Origin of the sequence: Paraconexibacter algicola (assembly GCF_003044185.1) — a bacterium.
GTDB lineage: Bacteria > Actinomycetota > Thermoleophilia > Solirubrobacterales > Solirubrobacteraceae > Paraconexibacter > Paraconexibacter algicola.
The window spans coordinates 26,261-42,747 of the sequence record NZ_PYYB01000003.1; the positions used below are offsets into that span (position 1 = coordinate 26,261).

The 16,487-nt window shown below is 73.6% G+C and carries 18 protein-coding genes and 1 pseudogene; 4 read left to right on the forward strand and 15 right to left on the reverse strand.

Translation table 11 applies throughout. The annotated features are described in order from the left end of the window. The first annotated feature begins 47 nt into the window (after window positions 1–47). The gene (locus C7Y72_RS17165; protein ID WP_107570434.1) at window positions 48–416 is read left to right on the forward strand and encodes a YraN family protein; all 369 of its coding nucleotides are present in this window, start codon (window positions 48–50) and stop codon (window positions 414–416) included. A gap of 3 nt (window positions 417–419) precedes the next feature. Here the strand turns inward: C7Y72_RS17165 and rnhB are convergent, their stop codons facing one another. The 8 genes and pseudogenes from rnhB to ffh all read right to left on the reverse strand — a co-directional run bounded on the left by rnhB (window position 420) and on the right by ffh (window position 5,487). Then, the gene (gene rnhB, locus C7Y72_RS17170) at window positions 420–1,004 is read right to left on the reverse strand and encodes a ribonuclease HII (protein ID WP_233243915.1); all 585 of its coding nucleotides are present in this window, start codon (window positions 1,002–1,004) and stop codon (window positions 420–422) included. A 73-nt stretch (window positions 1,005–1,077) separates the two neighbouring features. After that, entirely contained in the window at window positions 1,078–1,686 is a 609-nt protein-coding gene (gene lepB, locus C7Y72_RS17175; RefSeq protein ID WP_107570436.1) for a signal peptidase I, read from the reverse strand. A gap of 260 nt (window positions 1,687–1,946) precedes the next feature. Beyond that, window positions 1,947–2,297 (reverse strand): annotated as a pseudogene (gene rplS, locus C7Y72_RS24015) (50S ribosomal protein L19); the annotation flags it as partial. Between the two features lie 67 nt (window positions 2,298–2,364). Then, complete coding sequence (gene trmD, locus C7Y72_RS17185; RefSeq protein WP_107570438.1) at window positions 2,365–3,060, reverse strand: tRNA (guanosine(37)-N1)-methyltransferase TrmD; 696 nt, start codon at window positions 3,058–3,060, stop codon at window positions 2,365–2,367. A gap of 5 nt (window positions 3,061–3,065) precedes the next feature. Continuing rightward, window positions 3,066–3,572: a ribosome maturation factor RimM gene (gene rimM / locus C7Y72_RS17190; protein ID WP_107570439.1), complete on the reverse strand. Its 507-nt coding sequence runs from the start codon at window positions 3,570–3,572 to the stop codon at window positions 3,066–3,068. A 7-nt stretch (window positions 3,573–3,579) separates the two neighbouring features. After that, the gene (locus C7Y72_RS17195; protein ID WP_107570440.1) at window positions 3,580–3,834 is read right to left on the reverse strand and encodes a KH domain-containing protein; all 255 of its coding nucleotides are present in this window, start codon (window positions 3,832–3,834) and stop codon (window positions 3,580–3,582) included. 6 nt (window positions 3,835–3,840) lie between these two features. Next, window positions 3,841–4,086 carry a 30S ribosomal protein S16 gene (gene rpsP, locus C7Y72_RS17200; protein ID WP_107570441.1) on the reverse strand — a complete coding sequence of 82 codons (246 nt, stop codon included), beginning with the start codon at window positions 4,084–4,086 and terminating at the stop codon, window positions 3,841–3,843. 69 nt (window positions 4,087–4,155) lie between these two features. Further along, window positions 4,156–5,487, reverse strand: coding sequence for a signal recognition particle protein (gene ffh, locus C7Y72_RS17205; RefSeq protein WP_233243916.1), 1,332 nt, complete (start codon window positions 5,485–5,487; stop codon window positions 4,156–4,158). 41 nt (window positions 5,488–5,528) lie between these two features. Between ffh and C7Y72_RS17210 the strand changes: the two genes are divergently transcribed. Next, window positions 5,529–6,767, forward strand: coding sequence for an MFS transporter (locus C7Y72_RS17210; RefSeq protein WP_158276909.1), 1,239 nt, complete (start codon window positions 5,529–5,531; stop codon window positions 6,765–6,767). On the opposite strand, the gene C7Y72_RS17215 is transcribed toward C7Y72_RS17210, so the two are convergent. The 3 genes from C7Y72_RS17215 to ftsY all read right to left on the reverse strand — a co-directional run bounded on the left by C7Y72_RS17215 (window position 6,764) and on the right by ftsY (window position 9,274). After that, entirely contained in the window at window positions 6,764–7,672 is a 909-nt protein-coding gene (locus tag C7Y72_RS17215) for an SPFH domain-containing protein (RefSeq protein ID WP_107570443.1), read from the reverse strand. The genes C7Y72_RS17210 and C7Y72_RS17215 overlap by 4 nt on opposite strands. Before the next feature lie 40 nt (window positions 7,673–7,712). Further along, window positions 7,713–8,144 (reverse strand): NfeD family protein, encoded by a 432-nt coding sequence (locus C7Y72_RS17220; RefSeq protein ID WP_107570444.1) that lies wholly within the window; start codon window positions 8,142–8,144, stop codon window positions 7,713–7,715. A gap of 110 nt (window positions 8,145–8,254) precedes the next feature. Next, on the reverse strand, window positions 8,255–9,274 hold the full coding sequence (ftsY, locus tag C7Y72_RS17225) for a signal recognition particle-docking protein FtsY (RefSeq protein ID WP_107570445.1): 1,020 nt from the start codon (window positions 9,272–9,274) through the stop codon (window positions 8,255–8,257). Between the two features lie 20 nt (window positions 9,275–9,294). Here ftsY and C7Y72_RS17230 point away from each other — a divergent pair, with 20 nt between their 5' ends. Beyond that, window positions 9,295–9,765 (forward strand): GNAT family N-acetyltransferase, encoded by a 471-nt coding sequence (locus C7Y72_RS17230; protein WP_107570446.1) that lies wholly within the window; start codon window positions 9,295–9,297, stop codon window positions 9,763–9,765. Continuing rightward, a complete protein-coding gene (locus tag C7Y72_RS17235; protein WP_107570447.1) occupies window positions 9,762–10,493 on the forward strand; it encodes a hypothetical protein in 732 nt (243 codons plus the stop codon). Before C7Y72_RS17230 ends, C7Y72_RS17235 begins: the two co-directional genes overlap by 4 nt. 13 nt (window positions 10,494–10,506) lie before the next feature. Here the strand turns inward: C7Y72_RS17235 and C7Y72_RS17240 are convergent, their stop codons facing one another. From C7Y72_RS17240 to C7Y72_RS17255, 4 genes are all read right to left on the reverse strand, one after another. After that, on the reverse strand, window positions 10,507–11,157 hold the full coding sequence (locus tag C7Y72_RS17240) for a hypothetical protein (protein WP_107570448.1): 651 nt from the start codon (window positions 11,155–11,157) through the stop codon (window positions 10,507–10,509). A gap of 79 nt (window positions 11,158–11,236) precedes the next feature. Then, window positions 11,237–12,478, reverse strand: coding sequence for a coiled-coil domain-containing protein (locus C7Y72_RS17245; RefSeq protein WP_107570449.1), 1,242 nt, complete (start codon window positions 12,476–12,478; stop codon window positions 11,237–11,239). Between the two features lie 19 nt (window positions 12,479–12,497). Next, a complete protein-coding gene (locus tag C7Y72_RS17250) occupies window positions 12,498–15,779 on the reverse strand; it encodes a chromosome segregation SMC family protein (protein ID WP_107570450.1) in 3,282 nt (1,093 codons plus the stop codon). Window position 15,780: 1 nt separating this feature from the next. Beyond that, the gene (locus C7Y72_RS17255; RefSeq protein WP_107570451.1) at window positions 15,781–16,482 is read right to left on the reverse strand and encodes a ribonuclease III family protein; all 702 of its coding nucleotides are present in this window, start codon (window positions 16,480–16,482) and stop codon (window positions 15,781–15,783) included. Between the last annotated feature and the right edge of the window lie 5 nt (window positions 16,483–16,487).

Consider the following 16,487-nt stretch of genomic DNA (forward strand, 5'->3'; position numbering starts at 1 on the left):
ACGATCCCGTGCTGCGCCGGCACCCGGGGGCTCCTAGCGTCGACGCCATGCCCAAGAACGACCTGCGCCAACGCCTCGGACGGACCGGGGAGACCTACGCGGCCGAGCACCTGGAGCGGCTCGGGTACGCGATCGTCGCGCGCAACCACCGCACGCGCCACGGGGAGATCGACCTCGTCGCCTGCGACGGCCACACGCTCGTGATCTGCGAGGTCAAGACGCGCCGCGGCACGGGCAGCCCGTGGGACTCGCTGCACGACCGCAAGCGTCGGCAGGTGCGGCGCATGGCGTCCGCCTACCTCGCCGGGGACCACGACCGGCCCCGCGTGCCGGCGGTGCGGATCGACGCGATCGGCGTGGTCCTGGACTCCCGCGACCGGCTCGTGCGCCTCGAGCACCTCGAGGGGGCGATGTGATTGTCAGCCGAGTGACAGCTGCTGGTAGGCCGTCGACTGGAACGACAGCCGGTGCAGCGGCGAGACGCCCTGGCGCTGGATCGCCGCCCGGTGCTCGGGTGAGGAGTAGCCCTTGTGCCCCGCGAACGACCAGCCGGGGTGGCGCACGTCGGCGCGCTGCATGAAGCGGTCGCGCGAGACCTTCGCGAGGATCGAGGCCGCCGCGATCGCGGCGCTCGTCGCGTCGCCCTCCACGATCGCGCGCTGCTCGTAGGGCATCTCCGCCACGCGGAACCCGTCGACCAGGCAGACGGTCCCGGGCCGGGCGACCCGCATCAGGGCGTCGCGGAGCGCCTGCAGGTTCGTGCGGTGCAGGCCGCGCTCGTCGAGCGCCGGCACGCACCGCGAGACCACCGCGCTGCGCGCGGCGAGCCGCAGCACGACCGGGTAGAGCGCCTCGCGCGCCTCCTCGCTGTGCTGCTTGCTGTCGTTGAGCAGGCCGAGCGCGCGGACCTCCTGCGGGCCGACGCGGTCGAGGTCCAGCAGGACGGCCGCCGCCACGAGCGGTCCGGCGAGACATCCACGACCGGCCTCGTCGGCCCCGGCCACGAACCGCGCACCGATCGCGCGGTCGTGCTGGACGAGCTTGCGGCCCGTGCGCTTCGGGCCGGTGGTCCGGGTCCTAGAGGAGCCCGATCCGCTTGGGCGGCCAGTAGGTCGCGAAGGCGCCACCGATGATCCACTTCTTCGGGACGGGGCCCCAGAACCGGCTGTCGTCGGACTCTCCACGGTTGTCGCCCATCATGAAGAAGTGCCCGGCGGGAACGGTGAAGGTCCGCGGCAGGTCGCAGCCCTGGCCGCCACCGCACGCGCGGATGTAGTCGTCCTTCTCGCGCTTGCCGTTGCGGAAGACGTGGCCGTCGCGGATCGAGATCCGGTCGCCGCCGACGCCGACGACGCGCTTGATGAAGTTCACGTCGGCGCGGTCGCCGGTCGGCTTGTCGCAGGCCTGGTCCTCCGGCTTCTGCGGGTTGCCGCACGTGTTCGACTCCGAGCCCGACGGCGGGTGGAAGACGACGACGTCCCCCACCGACGGGTCGCTGAAGTTGTTGCCCAGCCGGTTGACCAGCACGCGCTGGCCGACCGTGAGCGTCGGGACCATCGACTCGGACGGGATCCGGTACGGCTTGACGATGAACGCCTGGATCGCCAGCGCGAGACCGATCGCGACCGCCACGATCACGACGGTCTCGAGGATCGAGCCGCCGGCGGACTTCTCCGACTTCGCCACCGGCGCCGACCCGCCTACGCCTTGTCGTCGGCCGGGGCGTCGCCCTCGGCCGCAGCCTCGGCCTGCGCCTCGGCGGCCGGCTCCTCGGCGGGCGCGTCCGACACGGGCGCCTCCGCCTCGGGCGTGTCGGCCGCGGTCTCCTCGACCTCGGCCTCCGCGGCCTCCGCCTCGGCGGCCTGGGCCGCAGCGGCCTCCGCCTCGGCCGCGGCGGCGGCCTCCGCGGCGGGATCGTGCAGCAGACCGGCCTCGACGACCTGCTCGGGGCCGACGTAGCGCTTCTCGCGGACGCGGGCGCGCTTGCCGACGCGGTCACGCAGGTAGTAGAGCTTCGCGCGACGGACGTCACCGCGGGCGGCGACCTCGATCTTCTCGATCTTCGGCGAGTGCAGCGGGAACGTGCGCTCCACGCCGACGCCGAACGACTGCTTGCGCACGGTGAAGGTCTCGCGGGCCCCGTGGCCCTGGCGCTTGATGACGACGCCCTCGAAGACCTGGGTACGACGGCGCGTGCCCTCGATCACCTGGAAGTGGACCTTGACCCGGTCGCCGGGCTGGAAGGAGGGGACGCGGCGCAGCTGCGCGCGCTCGATGGAGTCGATGACGGTGCTCATGGCTAAAGGTGAAGGGCCGCGGGACGGACGGGCGTCTGGAGGCAGGGCCGGTCTCAGGCGCGACGGATCATGGTAGCGGAGAGCCGCCCGAGGAGGCCCCACGCTCGTCGCTGCGTGCCCGGCGCCAGTTGCGGATCTCCTCGTGGTGCCCCGAGAGGAGCACGTCGGGGACCCGCCAGCCGCGGTACTCCGCGGGCCGCGTGTAGTGCGGGTACTCCGGGTTGCCGCCCAGCGCGGCGGAGAACGACTCCTCCACCGCGGAGTCCGCGTGCCCGAGCGATCCGGGCAGCTTGCGCAGCACCGCGTCGGCCACGACCATCGCGGCGAGCTCGCCGCCCGCGAGGACGTACCGGCCGATCGAGAGGGTGTCCGAGCAGAAGTGCTGGACGATCCGCTCGTCGAAGCCCTCGTAGCGCCCGCACAGCAGCGTGATCGCCGGCTCGGCGGCCAGCTCGTCGACGTACGCGTCGTCGAGCACCCGGCCCCCGGGGGTCAGGGCGATGACCCGACGCTGCGAGCGCAGCTCCACCGGGTCGGTGTCGTAGAACGACCGCAAAGCCGCGTCCATGACGTCGACGCGCAGGACCATCCCGGCCCCGCCCCCGAACGGCGTGTCGTCGACCTGACCGCCGCTGAGCGTGGTGTGGTCGCGCGGGTTGAGCGTGCGCAGCTCGTGGCCGCCGCGCAGGGCGTTGGCGACGTGGCGCTGGTCGCGGAACCAGTCGAACCAGTCGGGGAAGAGCGTGACGACGTCCAGCTGCATGGTCCTCAGACCTCCTGTCCTTCGAGGAACGCCAGGTCGACGTCCACCCGGCGGGCGGCGACGTCGATGGTGCGGATCGCGTCGCGGACCATCGGCACGAGCAGCTCGGGGGCGCCCTCGCGCCGGACCTCGAGCACCTCGCACGAGGGGAGCGGCAGCATCCGCACGACGACCCCGACCGGCCGGTCGCCGTCGACGACCGCGCAGCCGGCCAGGTCCTCCGCCCAGTACTCCCCCTCGGGGAGCTCGGGCAGGTCCTCGCGGGCGACGAGCAGGTCCTGCCCGCGCAGCGCGAGCACGGCCTCCCGGGTCGTCGCGGCCGCCAGACGCAGGATCGGGCGGTCGTCGGTGCCCGCCCGGCGCTCGACCGTCGTCGCGGTGCCGTCCACGTGGACGGTCGCGCCGAGACCGAGCAGCAGGGGGCGGGGTCGCGTGACGTGGAAGCTGCCGTCGAGCCCGTGCGGCCTCCCCACGCGCCCGGCGCTCAGGAACGGCTCGGTGACGGCGCCCATCCGTGCGTCAGTCGACGATGTCGACGAGCACGCGGCGCTTCTCGCGGACCGCGGCGGCCTTCACGACGGTGCGGAGCGCGCTGGCGGTGCGACCGCCGCGGCCGATCACGCGGCCGTAGTCGTCGTCGCCGACCGCGAGCTCGAGGACGATCGTGCCGTCCTCCTCCACGAACTGCTCGACCGAGACCTTGTCGGGGTGCTCGACGATCCGCCGGGTCAGGGACTCCAGCAGGTCGCGCAGCGGCGCCTCCGCCTCGGCCATGAGGTGCTAGGCCTCGATGCCCTGCGTCTTCAGGATCTTGCGGACCGAGTCGCTGGGCTGCGCGCCACGGCTGAGCCAGTCGCGGATCCGGTCCTCCTTGACGACGATCGTCGAGGGCTCGGTCTGCGCGTTGTACTGCCCGACCGTCTCGATCACGCGGCCGTCGCGCGGCGAGCGCGAGTCGGCGACGACGATGCGCCAGATCGGATCCTTCTTGCCGCCCACACGGGTGAGCCGGAGTCGTACAGCCACGGGGTTCCTCTCAGAAACTTTGGAAATGCGGTGAAGGAGCGTAGACGATCGGCGCTCGGCGGCGCGTTCTCAGCGCTGCTTCATGAGCTGCGCCATGTCGGGCATCTTGCCCTTGCCGAGCTGCTTCATGACCTTGCGCATCTGGCCGAACTGCTTGACGAGGTTGTTGACCGCCTGCACGTTCGTGCCCGAGCCCTTGGCGATCCGCAGCCGCCGCGAGCCCTTGATGAGCTCCGGCCGGCGTCGCTCCTCCGGCGTCATCGAGAGGATGATCGCCTCGATGCGGTCGAGCTCGCGCTCGTCGACCTTCAGGCCCTTGAGCTGCTGGCCCGCGAAGCCGGGGATCATGCCCAGCAGCGAGGTCAGCGGGCCCATCTTGCGGATCTGCTTGAGCTGCCCGAGGAAGTCCTCGAGCGTGAACTCGTTGCGGCGCAGCTTGCGCTCGAGGTCCTTGGCCTGGTCCTCGTCGAACTGCGCCTCGGCCTTCTCGATGAGCGACATGACGTCGCCCATGCCGAGGATGCGCTGCGACATCCGGTCCGGGTGGAAGCGCTCGAACTGGTCGAGCTTCTCGCCCGTGGACGCGAACAGGATCGGCTTGCCGGTGACCGCCTTGACCGACAGCGCGGCGCCGCCGCGGGCGTCGCCGTCGAGCTTGGACATGACGACGCCGTCGAAGTTGACCGCCTCCGCGAACTGCTCGGCGACGTTGACCGCGTCCTGGCCGGTCATCGCGTCGACGACGAGCAGGATCGTGTGCGGCTTGACCGCCGCGCGGATCTGGACGAGCTCGTCCATCAGCGTGGCGTCGACGTGCAGGCGGCCGGCGGTGTCGACGATGAGGACGTCCTTGCCGTCCTGCTTGGCCCGATCGAGCGCCCAGCGGGCGATGTCGACCGGGTTCGCGTCGGTGCCCTGCTCGTAGACGGTCGCGCCGACCTGGCCGCCGACCTTCACGAGCTGGTCGACCGCGGCGGGCCGGTACACGTCGCACGCGGCGACCGCGACGGAGGAGTTGTGCTCCTCCTTGAGGTGCCGGGCGAGCTTCGCGGTCGCGGTGGTCTTGCCCGAGCCCTGCAGGCCCGCCATGAGGATGACCGTGGGCGGCCGCGGCGAGAAGCTGATGCCGGCCGAGGCGCCGCCCATGAGCGCGGCGAGCTCCTCGTTGACGATCTTGACGACCTGCTGCCCGGGGTTCAGCTGCCCCATGACGTCGGCGCCCATGCAGCGCTCGCGGACGGTCGTCGTGAACTCCTTGACGACCTTGAAGTTGACGTCCGCCTCGAGCAGCGCGAGGCGGATCTCCCGCATCGCCTTCTTGATGTCGTCCTCCGTCAGCGTGCCGTGGCCACGGACGTCGGACAGGGTGGCCTGGAGCTTCTCGGAGAGCGCGTCGAACACGCCGAGGAGTGTAGAGGCCCCGGGTGGGGATACTGCCGGTGGTGCAGGAGCCCGCCCCCAACTCCGCCACCGGCATCCGCGCGGTCCTCCGGGCACCCGGGGCGCCATCGCTGGTCGTCAGCTCCCTGATCGGCGCCATTGCCGCGGGAGCCATCGGCCTGCTGCTCGTCCTCCACGTCCGCGAGCTCGGCGGCTCCTACGCCTTCGCCGGCATCGTCGCCGGGTCGTACACCGCGGGACTCGCGCTGTCGGCGCCGCTCGTCGGCCGCGCGGTCGACCGGCTCGGCCAGACGATCGTGCTCGGCGTCGGGATGGTGGTGACGGCGGCGTGCATGCTGACGATGGCCCTCCTGCCCGCGTCGGCCCCGGACGTGCTCCTCCCGCTCCTCGCGGTCGGCGGGGGCCTCGTCCACCCGCCGATCGGCGCCTGCACCCGGGCGCTCCTGCCGAAGGTCATCGACGACGAGGACACCCTCCACAGCGCCTACGCGCTGGAGTCGAGCGCCCTGGAGGCGAGCTACATCGCCGGTCCCCTGCTCATCGGGGGCCTGATCGCCCCGTACTCGACCCGCTGGGGCCTCGCGGCGTGCGCCGCGGTCCTGGTCCTCGGGACCGGCTGGTTCATCACCCTGCGACCGAGTCGCGAGTGGAAGCCGGACCCGGGCACGGCGACGCTCCCCGTCGGCGGACTCGGCGCGCTGGGCTCCCCCGGCGTGCGCGTCCTGCTCCTGGTCCTCACGGCCTTCGCGGTCTCCTTCGGGGCGATCGAGGTCGCGGTGACGGCGTTCGCGACCGAGCTCGACCGCACGGGCGCGACGGGTCCGCTCCTCGCCGCCTGGGGCCTCGGCAGTCTCGTCGGCGGACTGGCGATGGCGAACGCCAAGAAGGCCCCGGACGACCCGGCGCGCCGCCTGATCATCGTGCTCGCCGTCCTGGCGGCCGGCAACCTCGCGCTCGTGCTCGCCTCGAGCTCCTGGCTGCTGGCGGGCCTGCTGCCGCTCGCGGGCCTCGCGATCGCCCCGGCGTTCGCGGTCGTGCACGCGATGGCCGGCGTGGCCGCGAAGGACGGCACGACCGTCGAGGCGTTCGCGTGGCTCGGGACCGGGGTCAGCGCCGGAGCGGCGAGCGGTGCGGCACTGGCCGGTGTCGCCGCGGACTCCGGCGGGGTCGGCTGGTCGTTCGGCGTCGCGTTCGGCGGAATCGCCGTGGCGCTGCTGCTCTTCGTGTCGGCCTGGCCGCGGGTGCAGCGCCTCGCACCCGCGGCCGTCTCGGCGACCTAGGCCCGGGGTGCCGGGGGCGCGGGCGGCGGGGCCTGCTGCCCGAGCTTCGCGACCGCACCGCCGAGGCCGCCGAGTGCCTGGTTGAACTCGCTCGGGATGACGAAGATCTTGTTCGCCTCGCCCTGCGCGAGCTGCGGCAGCATCTGCAGGTACTGGTAGCTCAGCAGCTCCTGGTCGGGCCTGCCGTCGTGGATCGCCTGGAAGACGGTCTCGATCGCCTTCGCCTCGCCCTCGGCGCGCAGGATCGCCGACTCGCGGGCGCCCTGTGCCGTGAGGATGGCGGACTCCTTCTCGCCCTGGGCGGTGAGGATCTGCGACTGCTTGACGCCCTCGGCGTTGAGGATCGCGGCACGCCGGTCGCGCTCGGCGCGCATCTGCTTCTCCATCGACTCCTGGATCGACGCGGGCGGGTCGACCGCCTTCAGCTCGACGCGGCTGACGCGGATCCCCCACTTGCCCGTCGCCTCGTCCAGCACCGTGCGCAGCTGCGAGTTGATCTGGTCGCGCGAGGTCAGCGAGTCCTCGAGCGTCATGCCGCCGATGACGTTGCGCAGCGTCGTGACCGTGAGCTGCTCGATCGCCTGCAGCGGGTTGGCGACCTCGTAGGTCGCGGCCTTCGGGTCGGTGATCGTGAAGTACAGGACGGTGTCGATGTTGACCGTCACGTTGTCCTCCGTGATGACGCCGGAGGGCGGGAAGTTCACGACCTGCTCGCGGAGGTCGATCAGCGGCTTGACCTTGTCGACGAACGGGATGACGATCGTGAGACCGGGCTGGAGCGTGCGGCTGTAGCGGCCGAGGCGCTCGACGACGCCCGCGCGGGCCTGCGGGATGATGCGGACCGTCTTCGCCGCCACGAACAGGGCGAAGAGGACGAGGGTGCCGAGGACGATCAGTCCGGCCATGAGGGAGACCTCCGGGTCTGGGTGTCGGGGGGAAGCGGGGTCATTCGGAGACCAGGGCGGTCGCGCCGCGGATCTCGAGCACCTGCACGCGCGTGCCGGCCTCGATGACGACGTCCTCCTCGAAGCCGCGCGCCGTCCAGATCTCGCCGTCGAGCCGGATCGCGCCGACGCCCTCGTGGTTCTCGATCCGCTCGACGACGACCGCGCTCTTGCCGATCAGGGCGGCGGTGCCGGTGCGGATCTGCGGCGGGGTGCGCAGGTGGCGCTTGGCGATCGGCCGCAGGCCACCGAACGCGACCCCGGAGACGACGAGGAAGACGGCGAGCGCCGGGACGAGCGACAGGCCGACGACGGAGGCCAGGGCCGCGGCGAGCGCGCCGACGGCGAACGGCGCGAGGAAGAAGCTCATGTTGAGGATCTCGCCCACCGACAGCGCGACGGCGATGATGATCCAGACCACCCAGTCGTCCATTGCGACGGAGGGTACCCACCGGGGCGGCGCGCCGGGAGGGGGTCACGGTCCCATCCCGGTCTCGGATCCGTCCCCCCCGACGCTCGACTCCGTGGTGCGTCGGGCGGGCGTCAGGCCGCGGGCTCGGCCGTCCCGAGCAGCGCCTTGGCGAAGTCGTCGGCGTCGAACGGGCGCAGGTCCTCGAGCGTCTCGCCGATGCCGATGAGCTTGACCGGCAGCCCGAGCTCGGCGGAGATCGCCAGCGCGATGCCGCCCTTGGCGGTGCCGTCGAGCTTCGTCAGGACGACGCCGTCGACCGGCACCGCCTGGGAGAACAGCTGGGCCTGGCGCAGCCCGTTCTGCCCGGTCGTCGCGTCGACCGTGATCAGCGTCTCGTGCGGCGCGTCGGGCATCTGCTTCTGGATCACGCGGCGGATCTTCGAGAGCTCGTCCATCAGGTGGTCCTGGTTGTGCAGGCGCCCGGCGGTGTCGATGATCACGATGTCCGCGCCCATCTCGCGACCCTTTTTGACGGCCTCGAAGGCGACCGATCCCGGGTCGCTGCCCTCGGGACCGATGACGATCTCGCAGCCCGAGCGCTTCGCCCAGCCCTGCAGCTGCTCGGTCGCCGCCGCGCGGAACGTGTCGGCCGCCCCGAGCACGACGGACTTGCCCAGCTCCTTCTGCAGGTGGTAGCTGAGCTTGCCGATCGTCGTCGTCTTGCCGGTGCCGTTGACGCCGACGGCCATGATCACGGTCGGCGAGTGCCGCAGGTCGATGCGGCCCGCGTCCTCGTCCTTGGGCCGCGCGATCGACGCCAGCAGCTCGATCAGGCGGTTCGTCAGCGCCTCGCCGCCCTCGACCGCGCCGCTCTCGGCCTCGGCCTCGAGCTGGGCGACGACCTTCGCCGTCGTCGTCGCACCGACGTCGGCCATGATCAGCGCCTCCTCCAGCCGCTCCCAGGTCTCCTCGTCGAGCGTCTCGAACAGCGTCGCCTGGATCTCGGCGCCCAGCGCCTGCCGGGTCTTCGACATGTTCTCCCGCAGACGCTTGAAGAACCCGCGCCGCTTCTCGGGCTCCTGGGCCGCAGCGGCGGCATCGCCGCCCGCGGGTCCGTCGGTGAGGAAGAGGTCGGTCCAGTCACGGGGCATGGGTGCGCGAACATACCCGCATGCCGATGGAGATCGAGTTCCGCCCGGGCCGGGTCGACGCCGACGAGGGCGCCGCGCTGGCCCAGGGGATGCGCGACGAGCTGTTCGAGATCTACGACGGGCTGCGCCTGGACGGCCCCGACATGCCCAAGGCGGGCCCCGAGGAGCTGAGCCCGCCGGACGGCTCGTTCCTCGTCGGCTGGTCGGGCGGCGCGGCCGTGTGCTGCGGCGGGCTCAAGCGGCTGCCCGACGGCGCGTGCGAGATCAAGAAGATGTTCGTGGCCCCGTCCGCCCGCGGGCAGGGCGTCGCGCGGACGCTGCTGCACGCGCTGGAGGACGAGGCGCGACGCCTGGGCTACGCGGTCGCGCGACTGGACACCGGGCCGAAGCAGCCGCACGCGCAGCGCCTGTACGAGTCCGAGGGCTACCGCGAGATCGGGAACTTCAACGACAACCCGGTCGCCACGTACTTCGCCGAGAAGCAGCTGTGACGACGCTGTCGATCGCCGCGCGGTTCAACGGCCCGCCCGCCAGCGCGCACGGCGGCTACACCGCAGGGCTCGTCGGCACCGCGATCGACGGGCCGGCCGAGGTCACCCTGCTCGCGCCGCCGCCGCTGGAGACCGCGATGGAGCTGGTGGCCGGCGACGGCGGGACGGTGGTCCTGCGCGCCGGGGAGCGCGACGTCGCGTCGGGCCGACCGACCACCGTGGACGTCGGCGCGCCGCCCGCCGCGGCCGTCGCGGAGATCCGCGCGGCGATGCCGTCGCGCGAGGTGCTGCGGACCTCCCACCCCTTCCCCACCTGCTTCGGCTGCGGCCCCGACCGCGACGACGGCGACGGCCTGTGCCTGTTCGCCGGGGAGATCGACCCCGCCGCCCGGGTCTGGGGCGTGACGTGGACGCCGGACGGGGACGGTGCGGTGGACCCGGTCCTGGTGTGGGCGGCGCTCGACTGCCCGAGCAGCGCACCGGCACAGGACCCGACCGGTGAGCGGCCGATCGTCCTCGGGCGGTTCGCGGTCGACCTGCTGGCCGAGGTGCCCGCCGGCGGGGCCGAGCACCGCATCCTCAGCGCGCCCCTGCGGCACGAGGGACGCAAGCGCACGAACGCCGTCTGGCTGCTCGACGCCGGCGACGCGGTGCTCGCCGCCGGCCGCGCGACGTGGATCGAGCTGAAGCCCGACGACGCCGCCGCGCGGCGCGGCGACGGGCGCTAGGCCGGGCGCGCGCTCAGCCGCAGTCGACGATCTCGCCGAGCGTGCCCGACGGCGCGGCGCCGAGCTTCTCCGACTTCGTCGCGTCGCCCTCGGTCCAGTAGAGGGTGTCGCCGCCGAGCGCGAAGTCCGTCGCGCCCATCGCGCCCGCGGTCCGCAGGCCCGCCGCGTCGGCGATCTTCACGACGCCGTCCTCGAACGCGAAGCCACCGCTCTTGCCCGCCCAGACCTCGCGGATGTCGCAGCCGTAGGCCTTCGCGGTCTCCTTGCCGGTCTTGAGGTCGAACTGCGCGACGCGGCCGCTCAGGGCGCTGCCGGACTCGACGGTGATCGCCAGGGCGACCTTGTTCTTGGCGCTGCTGAACGCGGCGTCGTTGATGCGCATGAGGCTGTCCAGCGAGGAGGCGTGCTTGACGATCACGTTCGCGGAGCGCGAGCCCAGCCTGCAGGTGGTGACCCGCAGCGTGCCCGCGTCGGGATCCGACTTCGACGGTGCGAAGGTCCGCAGGACGCGGTAGGCGCCGGCGGCGACGAGGTCGGTCCCGGCGCGGTTCTCGCAGAGCGGCGCCTTGGAGGTCTTGGCGTCGGCGGCGGTCGCGCCGAGCGGGAGGAGGGCGAGGGCCAGCGCGGTCGTGGCGAGTGCGCGGCGGGTGCGTGACGTGGTCATGTCCGCTCAACGCCGGACCGCGCCCCGAATCACGCGGGAGTCCGAGCGCAGACGCGCCAGGATGTCGCGTGGGCCACGGCTACGTGGTGGTGTCCGGCAGGTGCCGGCCGACGTGGCCGACGTAGATCCCGCGGGGCACGTCCCCGGATCCGTCGGCGACGTGCAGGTAGATCCGGGCGATGAACCCGGCGCCCGAACCGGAGCCGAGCGCGACGTGCGGACCGAGCTCCAGCCGGTGTCCGTCGTGGGTGACCGTGTAGTCGTGCGGGTTGCGCGAGCGGGCGATCTCCGACACGTCGCCCTTGTAGGTGAGGCCGAGCTCCGTCGCCGCCTGCGTGAGCGAGCGGCCGAAGCCGGCCGGGTCGGCGTGCAGCGCGCCGAGCTCGTCGAGCCGGCGCAGCGCGTCGAGCACGTCCTGCGGCCGCCGGTACGGGCTGTCCGCCGCCGAGCTGCGGGCCGCGTCGGTGAACACGAGGTGCGCGCAGGTCGCCGCCGCCCGCTCGACCGCGGCCAGCACCGTCTCGGGCGGCTCCTCCTCCCCCTCCGGGTTCGTGGCGTCCGCCGCCACGGCTCCCGCCTCGGCCAGCAGCGTCGAGAGCCGCGCGATCGTGCGCGCGTCGGCGACCGCCTGCTGCTCCAGCGCCTCGCTGCGCCCCAGCAGCTCCTCGCGGTGGGCCCGCACCGCGTCGAGCTCGTCACGCAGCGCGACGAGCCCGGCGTCCGGGTCGTCCGGCGCGGCGGCCGCCGCCTCCTGCGCGCGGTCGTGCAGCGTCCGCTCCGCCGCGGCCGCCCGGGCCTGCGCCGCCTCCAGCGCGCCCTGCAGCCGCTCGGCCCGCGCACGCTGCTCGTCGCGCTCGGCCTGCGCCGCCTCACGCCCCGAGCGCGCGCTCTCCACCTGCCGGCGGAGGTCGTCGACGCGCGCCAGCTCCTTGACCAGCTGCTTCTCGCGGGCCGCGAGGTCCTTCGCCTCCGCGTCCGCCTCCCGCACCCGGGCCAGCAGCGGCGAGCCGGGCACGCCGGCATGGGCGAGGAACTTCTCCCACGAGCCGAACACGTCGATGACGTAGTCCGGGTGCGGCCACGGCTCCTTCTTCAGCCACTCCTGGGCCTTCGGGACCTCGCCGGTGTGGATGATCCAGCGGTACAGCTGGTAGACGTAGTCGACCTCCTCGACCAGCAGCGACACCTCGCGCAGCCGGCCGTCGGGGCCGAACGGCTCGGCCGCCGGGGTCTCCGCCTCCGCCTGGCCCTCCGTCGCGGTCGTGGCGTCGTCGCCCGGCGGGCGGCCATCGCCCTTCTTGCTGCGTGCGCGCTTGCCCATGGTGGTCGGTCGGGCCGGGTCAGCCGATGCCGGCGCCGCTGCGCTCGCGCTCCTCGCCGGCCACGAGGTCCTTCGGCGGGAGCTTGCGGGAGATGACCTTCGAGACGCCGTCGCCGCCCATCGAGACGCCGTAGAGCGTGTCGGCCGCCTCCATCGTGCGCTTCTGGTGGGTCACGACGATGAACTGCGCACGGTCGGCGTAGGTCTCCAGCAGGTCGATGAAGCGCCCGATGTTCAGGTCGTCGAGCGCCGCCTCGACCTCGTCGAGGATGTAGAACGGGCACGGCTTCGCGAGGAACACGCTGAACAGGAACGCGATCGCGGTCATCGACTTCTCGCCGCCGGACAGCAGGGAGAGGCGCTTCATCGCCTTGCCCGCCGGGGTGATCTCGATCTCGACGCCGAGCTGGTCGTCGGGGTCGATGCCGGCCTCCTCGTCGGCCTCCGCCTCCGCGGCCGCCTCCGCCGCCGCCGCGGCCTGCACCTCGGCGACCCCGTCGCCGCTGTCCCTCGGCTCCCCGCCGCCGACGACCGGCCGCGGGCCGCTGTCCTCGCGCACGAGCCGCAGGCGGCCCTTGCCGCCCGGGAACAGCCGCGCGGACAGCTCCTCGAAGTTCGCCGCCGCCGCGTTGAAGGTCTCCTCGAACGTGACACGGATCTGCTTGTCCGTGTCCTTGATGAACGCGCGCAGCTCGCGCAGCGCGGTCTCCAGGTCGCCGCGCTGGCGCTCCATCTCCTCGACGTGCGCGACGGCCTCCTCGTACTCGGCCTTCGCGAGCGGGTTGACCGGGCCGAGCTGCTCCCGGCGCTTGACCAGCCGCTCGATGCGCTGACGCAGCGCCGCGACCGCCTCGGCGTCGAGCGCCTCCTCGGCGGGCTCCGGGCTCAGCCCCAGCGTCTGCGCGATCGTCGTCAGCTCCTGGGCGGCCTCCTGCTCCTGGTCGCGGGCCTGCTGCGCCCGGACCTCCGAGGAGGTCAGCAGGTCGCCGCGCTCGCGCAGGTGCTGCTGGATCTTCGCCTCCTCCGCGGCGCACGCGCGCAGTTCGGCGGCGACGCCCTCGCCCGCCGCGCGGTCGGCGGCCAGCGCCTCGTCGAACACCGTCACGCGCTCCTGCACCGCGGTCAGCGCGGCCTCGAGCGCGGCCGCGAGGCGCTGCGCGGCCGGCACGAGCGCCTTGTCGCGCTCGAGCTTCGCGCGCAGGAACGTGATCCGCTGCGCGCGCTCCTCGCGCTCGCGGGCGGCGCGCTCGGCGACCCGGCGCTCCGCGGCGAGCTCGCCCTCGACCTGCGCGCGACGCACGGCGCTCGCCGCGTCCTCCGGCGCGTTCTGGCGCTGCTTGATCAGCAGGCCGGTCTGGCGCTCGTCCTCGCGCGCGGCGTTGCGCGCGCGCTCCGCCTCACGGACGGCGCGGTCGGCCTCGTCACGGGTCGTGTCGGCCGCGGCCATCGCGCCGCCCGCCGCCTCGACGGCCTTCAGCGCCGCCTGCTCCTCCTGGATCGCCGCCTCGCTGGCCGCGATCAGCCGGTCGCGGCGGTTGCGCTCGGCGAGCACGCGCTCGCTGCCGCCCTGCGCCGCCCGGACCATCTCGCGCGTCGCGCCGAACCACGCGCGGCCGTCCGTCGTGACGGCGATCCCGGTGAAGTCGTCCGGGAGCGCCGTGACGTCCTCGACGATCCACGCGTCGGCCAGCAGGCGCCGCGCGACCGCGACCGCGCGGTCAGGGCCGCGCACCAGCTCCCCGAGGTGCCGCGCACCCGCGACGGGGCCGCCCGGCGTCGCCGGCGGGACCGGCTCGCCCGTGGCGACCAGGGCGCTGCCGCCGTCCCGGCCGGCGCGCTCCAGGAGCGCCGCGGCGGCCGCGGCGTCCTCGACGATCCCCGCGGTCATCCGGGCACCGAGCGCCGCGGACAGGGCGAGCTCGCAGCCCTCCTGCACCTCGAGCTCGTCGGCCAGGGCCTTCGCGCCGCCCGGGGCGCTCGTGTGCGAGCGCAGGAACTGGTTGGCCGACGCGAGCTCCGCACCGAGCTTCGCGGCCTCGCGGCGCGCCTTCTCCGCCGTCGCCTCCGCCGCCCGGCGCTGCGTGCGCGCGAGCTCCAGCGCCGTGTCCGCCTCCCGCAGGACCCCACGCACGCGCTCGACCTCGGCGTCGAGCTCCGCCACCTTCGCCGCGGCGGCCACACGCCGCGCCTCCAGCGCCTCGACCTCGCGCGCCAGCGCGCTCTCGCGCTCGTCGTCCAGGCGGGCGAGCTCGGCCTCCAGCGACTCGATCCGCTCGAGGCCCGCCTCGTCCGGCTGGTCCTCCGCGACCTGGGCCTCCAGCAGCTGCAGCTGTCGCGCGCGGCCCTCGGCCCGCTCGGCGACCGTCTCGGCGGTGTCCCGGGTGCGCTCCAGACGGACCTCCAGCCGGTCGACGCTCGACCGGGCCGCGTTCACCCGCCGCATCAGGATCTCGCGCTGCTCCGTGCGCCGGGCCAGCGCCTCCTCGGCCTTCTCGCGCCGGGCCGCCACGCCCGCGAGCTGCGCCTGCGCCTCGTCGCGCGCCGCGCGCGCCTCCTGGGCCGTCGCCTCCGCCGCGGCCTTCTCGGCGCGCTTGGCGCGGACCGTGTCGCGGGCGAGCTCCCAGCGGGCCTCCAGCGTCTGGCGCTCCAGGCGCTCGTGCAGCTCCGCCGCCTCGGCCTGCCGCTTCAGCGGCCGCAGCCGCGAGCGCGCCTCGCGCTCCACGTCGAGCGCGCGGTCGAGGTTGTCCTGCGTGCGCTCGAGCTTCAGCTGGGCGCGACGGCGGCGCTTGCGGTGCTTGCCCAGGCCCGCCGCCTCCTCGATCAGCAGCCGGCGGTCCTTCGGCTTGGACGAGACGATCGCGGTCACGCGACCCTGCGACACGACCGAGTGCATCTCCTTGCCGAGGCCCGTGTCCGACAGGACCTCGAGCACGTCGACGAGGCGGCACTTCGCGCCGTTGAGGAGGTAGGTGCCGTCGCCGTTGCGGTCGAGGCGGCGCACGATCGAGATCTCGCCCAGCGGCAGGTCGACCGTCTGGTCGCTGTTGTCCAGCACGATCTCGACCTCGGCGCTCGAGCGCGCCTGCACGCCGCGGCCGCCGCCGAAGATGACGTCCTGCATCGACTGGCCGCGCACCGCCAGCGGCGACTGCTCGCCCATCGCCCACAGCACGGCGTCGGTCACGTTCGACTTGCCCGAGCCGTTCGGGCCGACGATGACGCTGACGCCGGTGCCGAAGTCGAGCTTCGTCCGGTCGGGGAACGACTTGAACCCCTTGAGCACGATCGACTTCAGGTGCATCTCAGCTGTCCTCCCGGGACGTCGCGACCCGGCGGGCCGCGTCCAGGCCGTCGAGCGCCGCGCGCGCGGCCTCCTGCTCGGCCTGCTTCTTCGACCGGCCCGTCCCGGTGCCGACGGTGGCGCCGGCGACCGAGGCGGTGACCTCGAACGTGCGGTCGTGCGGCGGCCCGTGCTCGCCGGTGACCGCGTAGACGACGACCGCCCCGCGCTGGGCCAGCCGCTCCTGCAGCGTGGACTTGAAGTCCACGGGGTTGGCGAGCGCGTCCTCGAGCTCCGGCGCGAACGCCTCGACGACCGCCTCGGCCGTGCGCTCGTAGCCGTTGACGAGGTAGCAGGCCCCGATCACCGCCTCGGTCACCGAGCTCAGCACCCGCTCGGTCTCGAGCGCCACCGCGCTGCGGCCCTGCCCCGCCGGCGCGACCGCGCGCATCCGGTCCGGCACGTCGAGCCGCTCGGCGACGCGCTTGCACGCCGGGCCCGACACGGTCTGCGCCCGGATCTTCGTCAGCCGGCCCGCGCCGTAGCGCTCGGCCTCCAGGCGCGGATACAGGTGCGAGGTGATCGCGAGCCCCAGGACCGAGTCCCCCAGGAACGCCAGCCGCTCGTAGGAGTCCGCGGACCGCTCGGTCCACGACGCGTGCGTGAAGACCTGCCGCGACAGGTCGTCGGGCAGGGACTCCAGCAGCTCGCGCAGCAGCTCCATCGGGA

Bases quoted from the DNA above. Each gene is read 5' to 3' on its own strand.
- C7Y72_RS17220 (WP_107570444.1), bottom strand. From the start codon at position 8,144: ATGGACGACTGGGTGGTCTGGATCATCATCGCCGTCGCGCTGTCGGTG.
- ftsY (WP_107570445.1), bottom strand. From the start codon at position 9,274: ATGCCCCGTGACTGGACCGACCTCTTCCTCACCGACGGACCCGCGGGC.
- trmD (WP_107570438.1), bottom strand. From the start codon at position 3,060: ATGCAGCTGGACGTCGTCACGCTCTTCCCCGACTGGTTCGACTGGTTC.
- C7Y72_RS17240 (WP_107570448.1), bottom strand. From the start codon at position 11,157: ATGACCACGTCACGCACCCGCCGCGCACTCGCCACGACCGCGCTGGCC.
- C7Y72_RS17230 (WP_107570446.1), top strand. From the start codon at position 9,295: ATGCCGATGGAGATCGAGTTCCGCCCGGGCCGGGTCGACGCCGACGAG.
- rimM (WP_107570439.1), bottom strand. From the start codon at position 3,572: ATGGGCGCCGTCACCGAGCCGTTCCTGAGCGCCGGGCGCGTGGGGAGG.
- C7Y72_RS17250 (WP_107570450.1), bottom strand. From the start codon at position 15,779: ATGCACCTGAAGTCGATCGTGCTCAAGGGGTTCAAGTCGTTCCCCGAC.
- C7Y72_RS17165 (WP_107570434.1), top strand. From the start codon at position 48: ATGCCCAAGAACGACCTGCGCCAACGCCTCGGACGGACCGGGGAGACC.
- C7Y72_RS17255 (WP_107570451.1), bottom strand. From the start codon at position 16,482: ATGGAGCTGCTGCGCGAGCTGCTGGAGTCCCTGCCCGACGACCTGTCG.
- C7Y72_RS17195 (WP_107570440.1), bottom strand. From the start codon at position 3,834: ATGGCCGAGGCGGAGGCGCCGCTGCGCGACCTGCTGGAGTCCCTGACC.
- C7Y72_RS17215 (WP_107570443.1), bottom strand. From the start codon at position 7,672: ATGGCCGGACTGATCGTCCTCGGCACCCTCGTCCTCTTCGCCCTGTTC.
- C7Y72_RS17245 (WP_107570449.1), bottom strand. From the start codon at position 12,478: ATGGGCAAGCGCGCACGCAGCAAGAAGGGCGATGGCCGCCCGCCGGGC.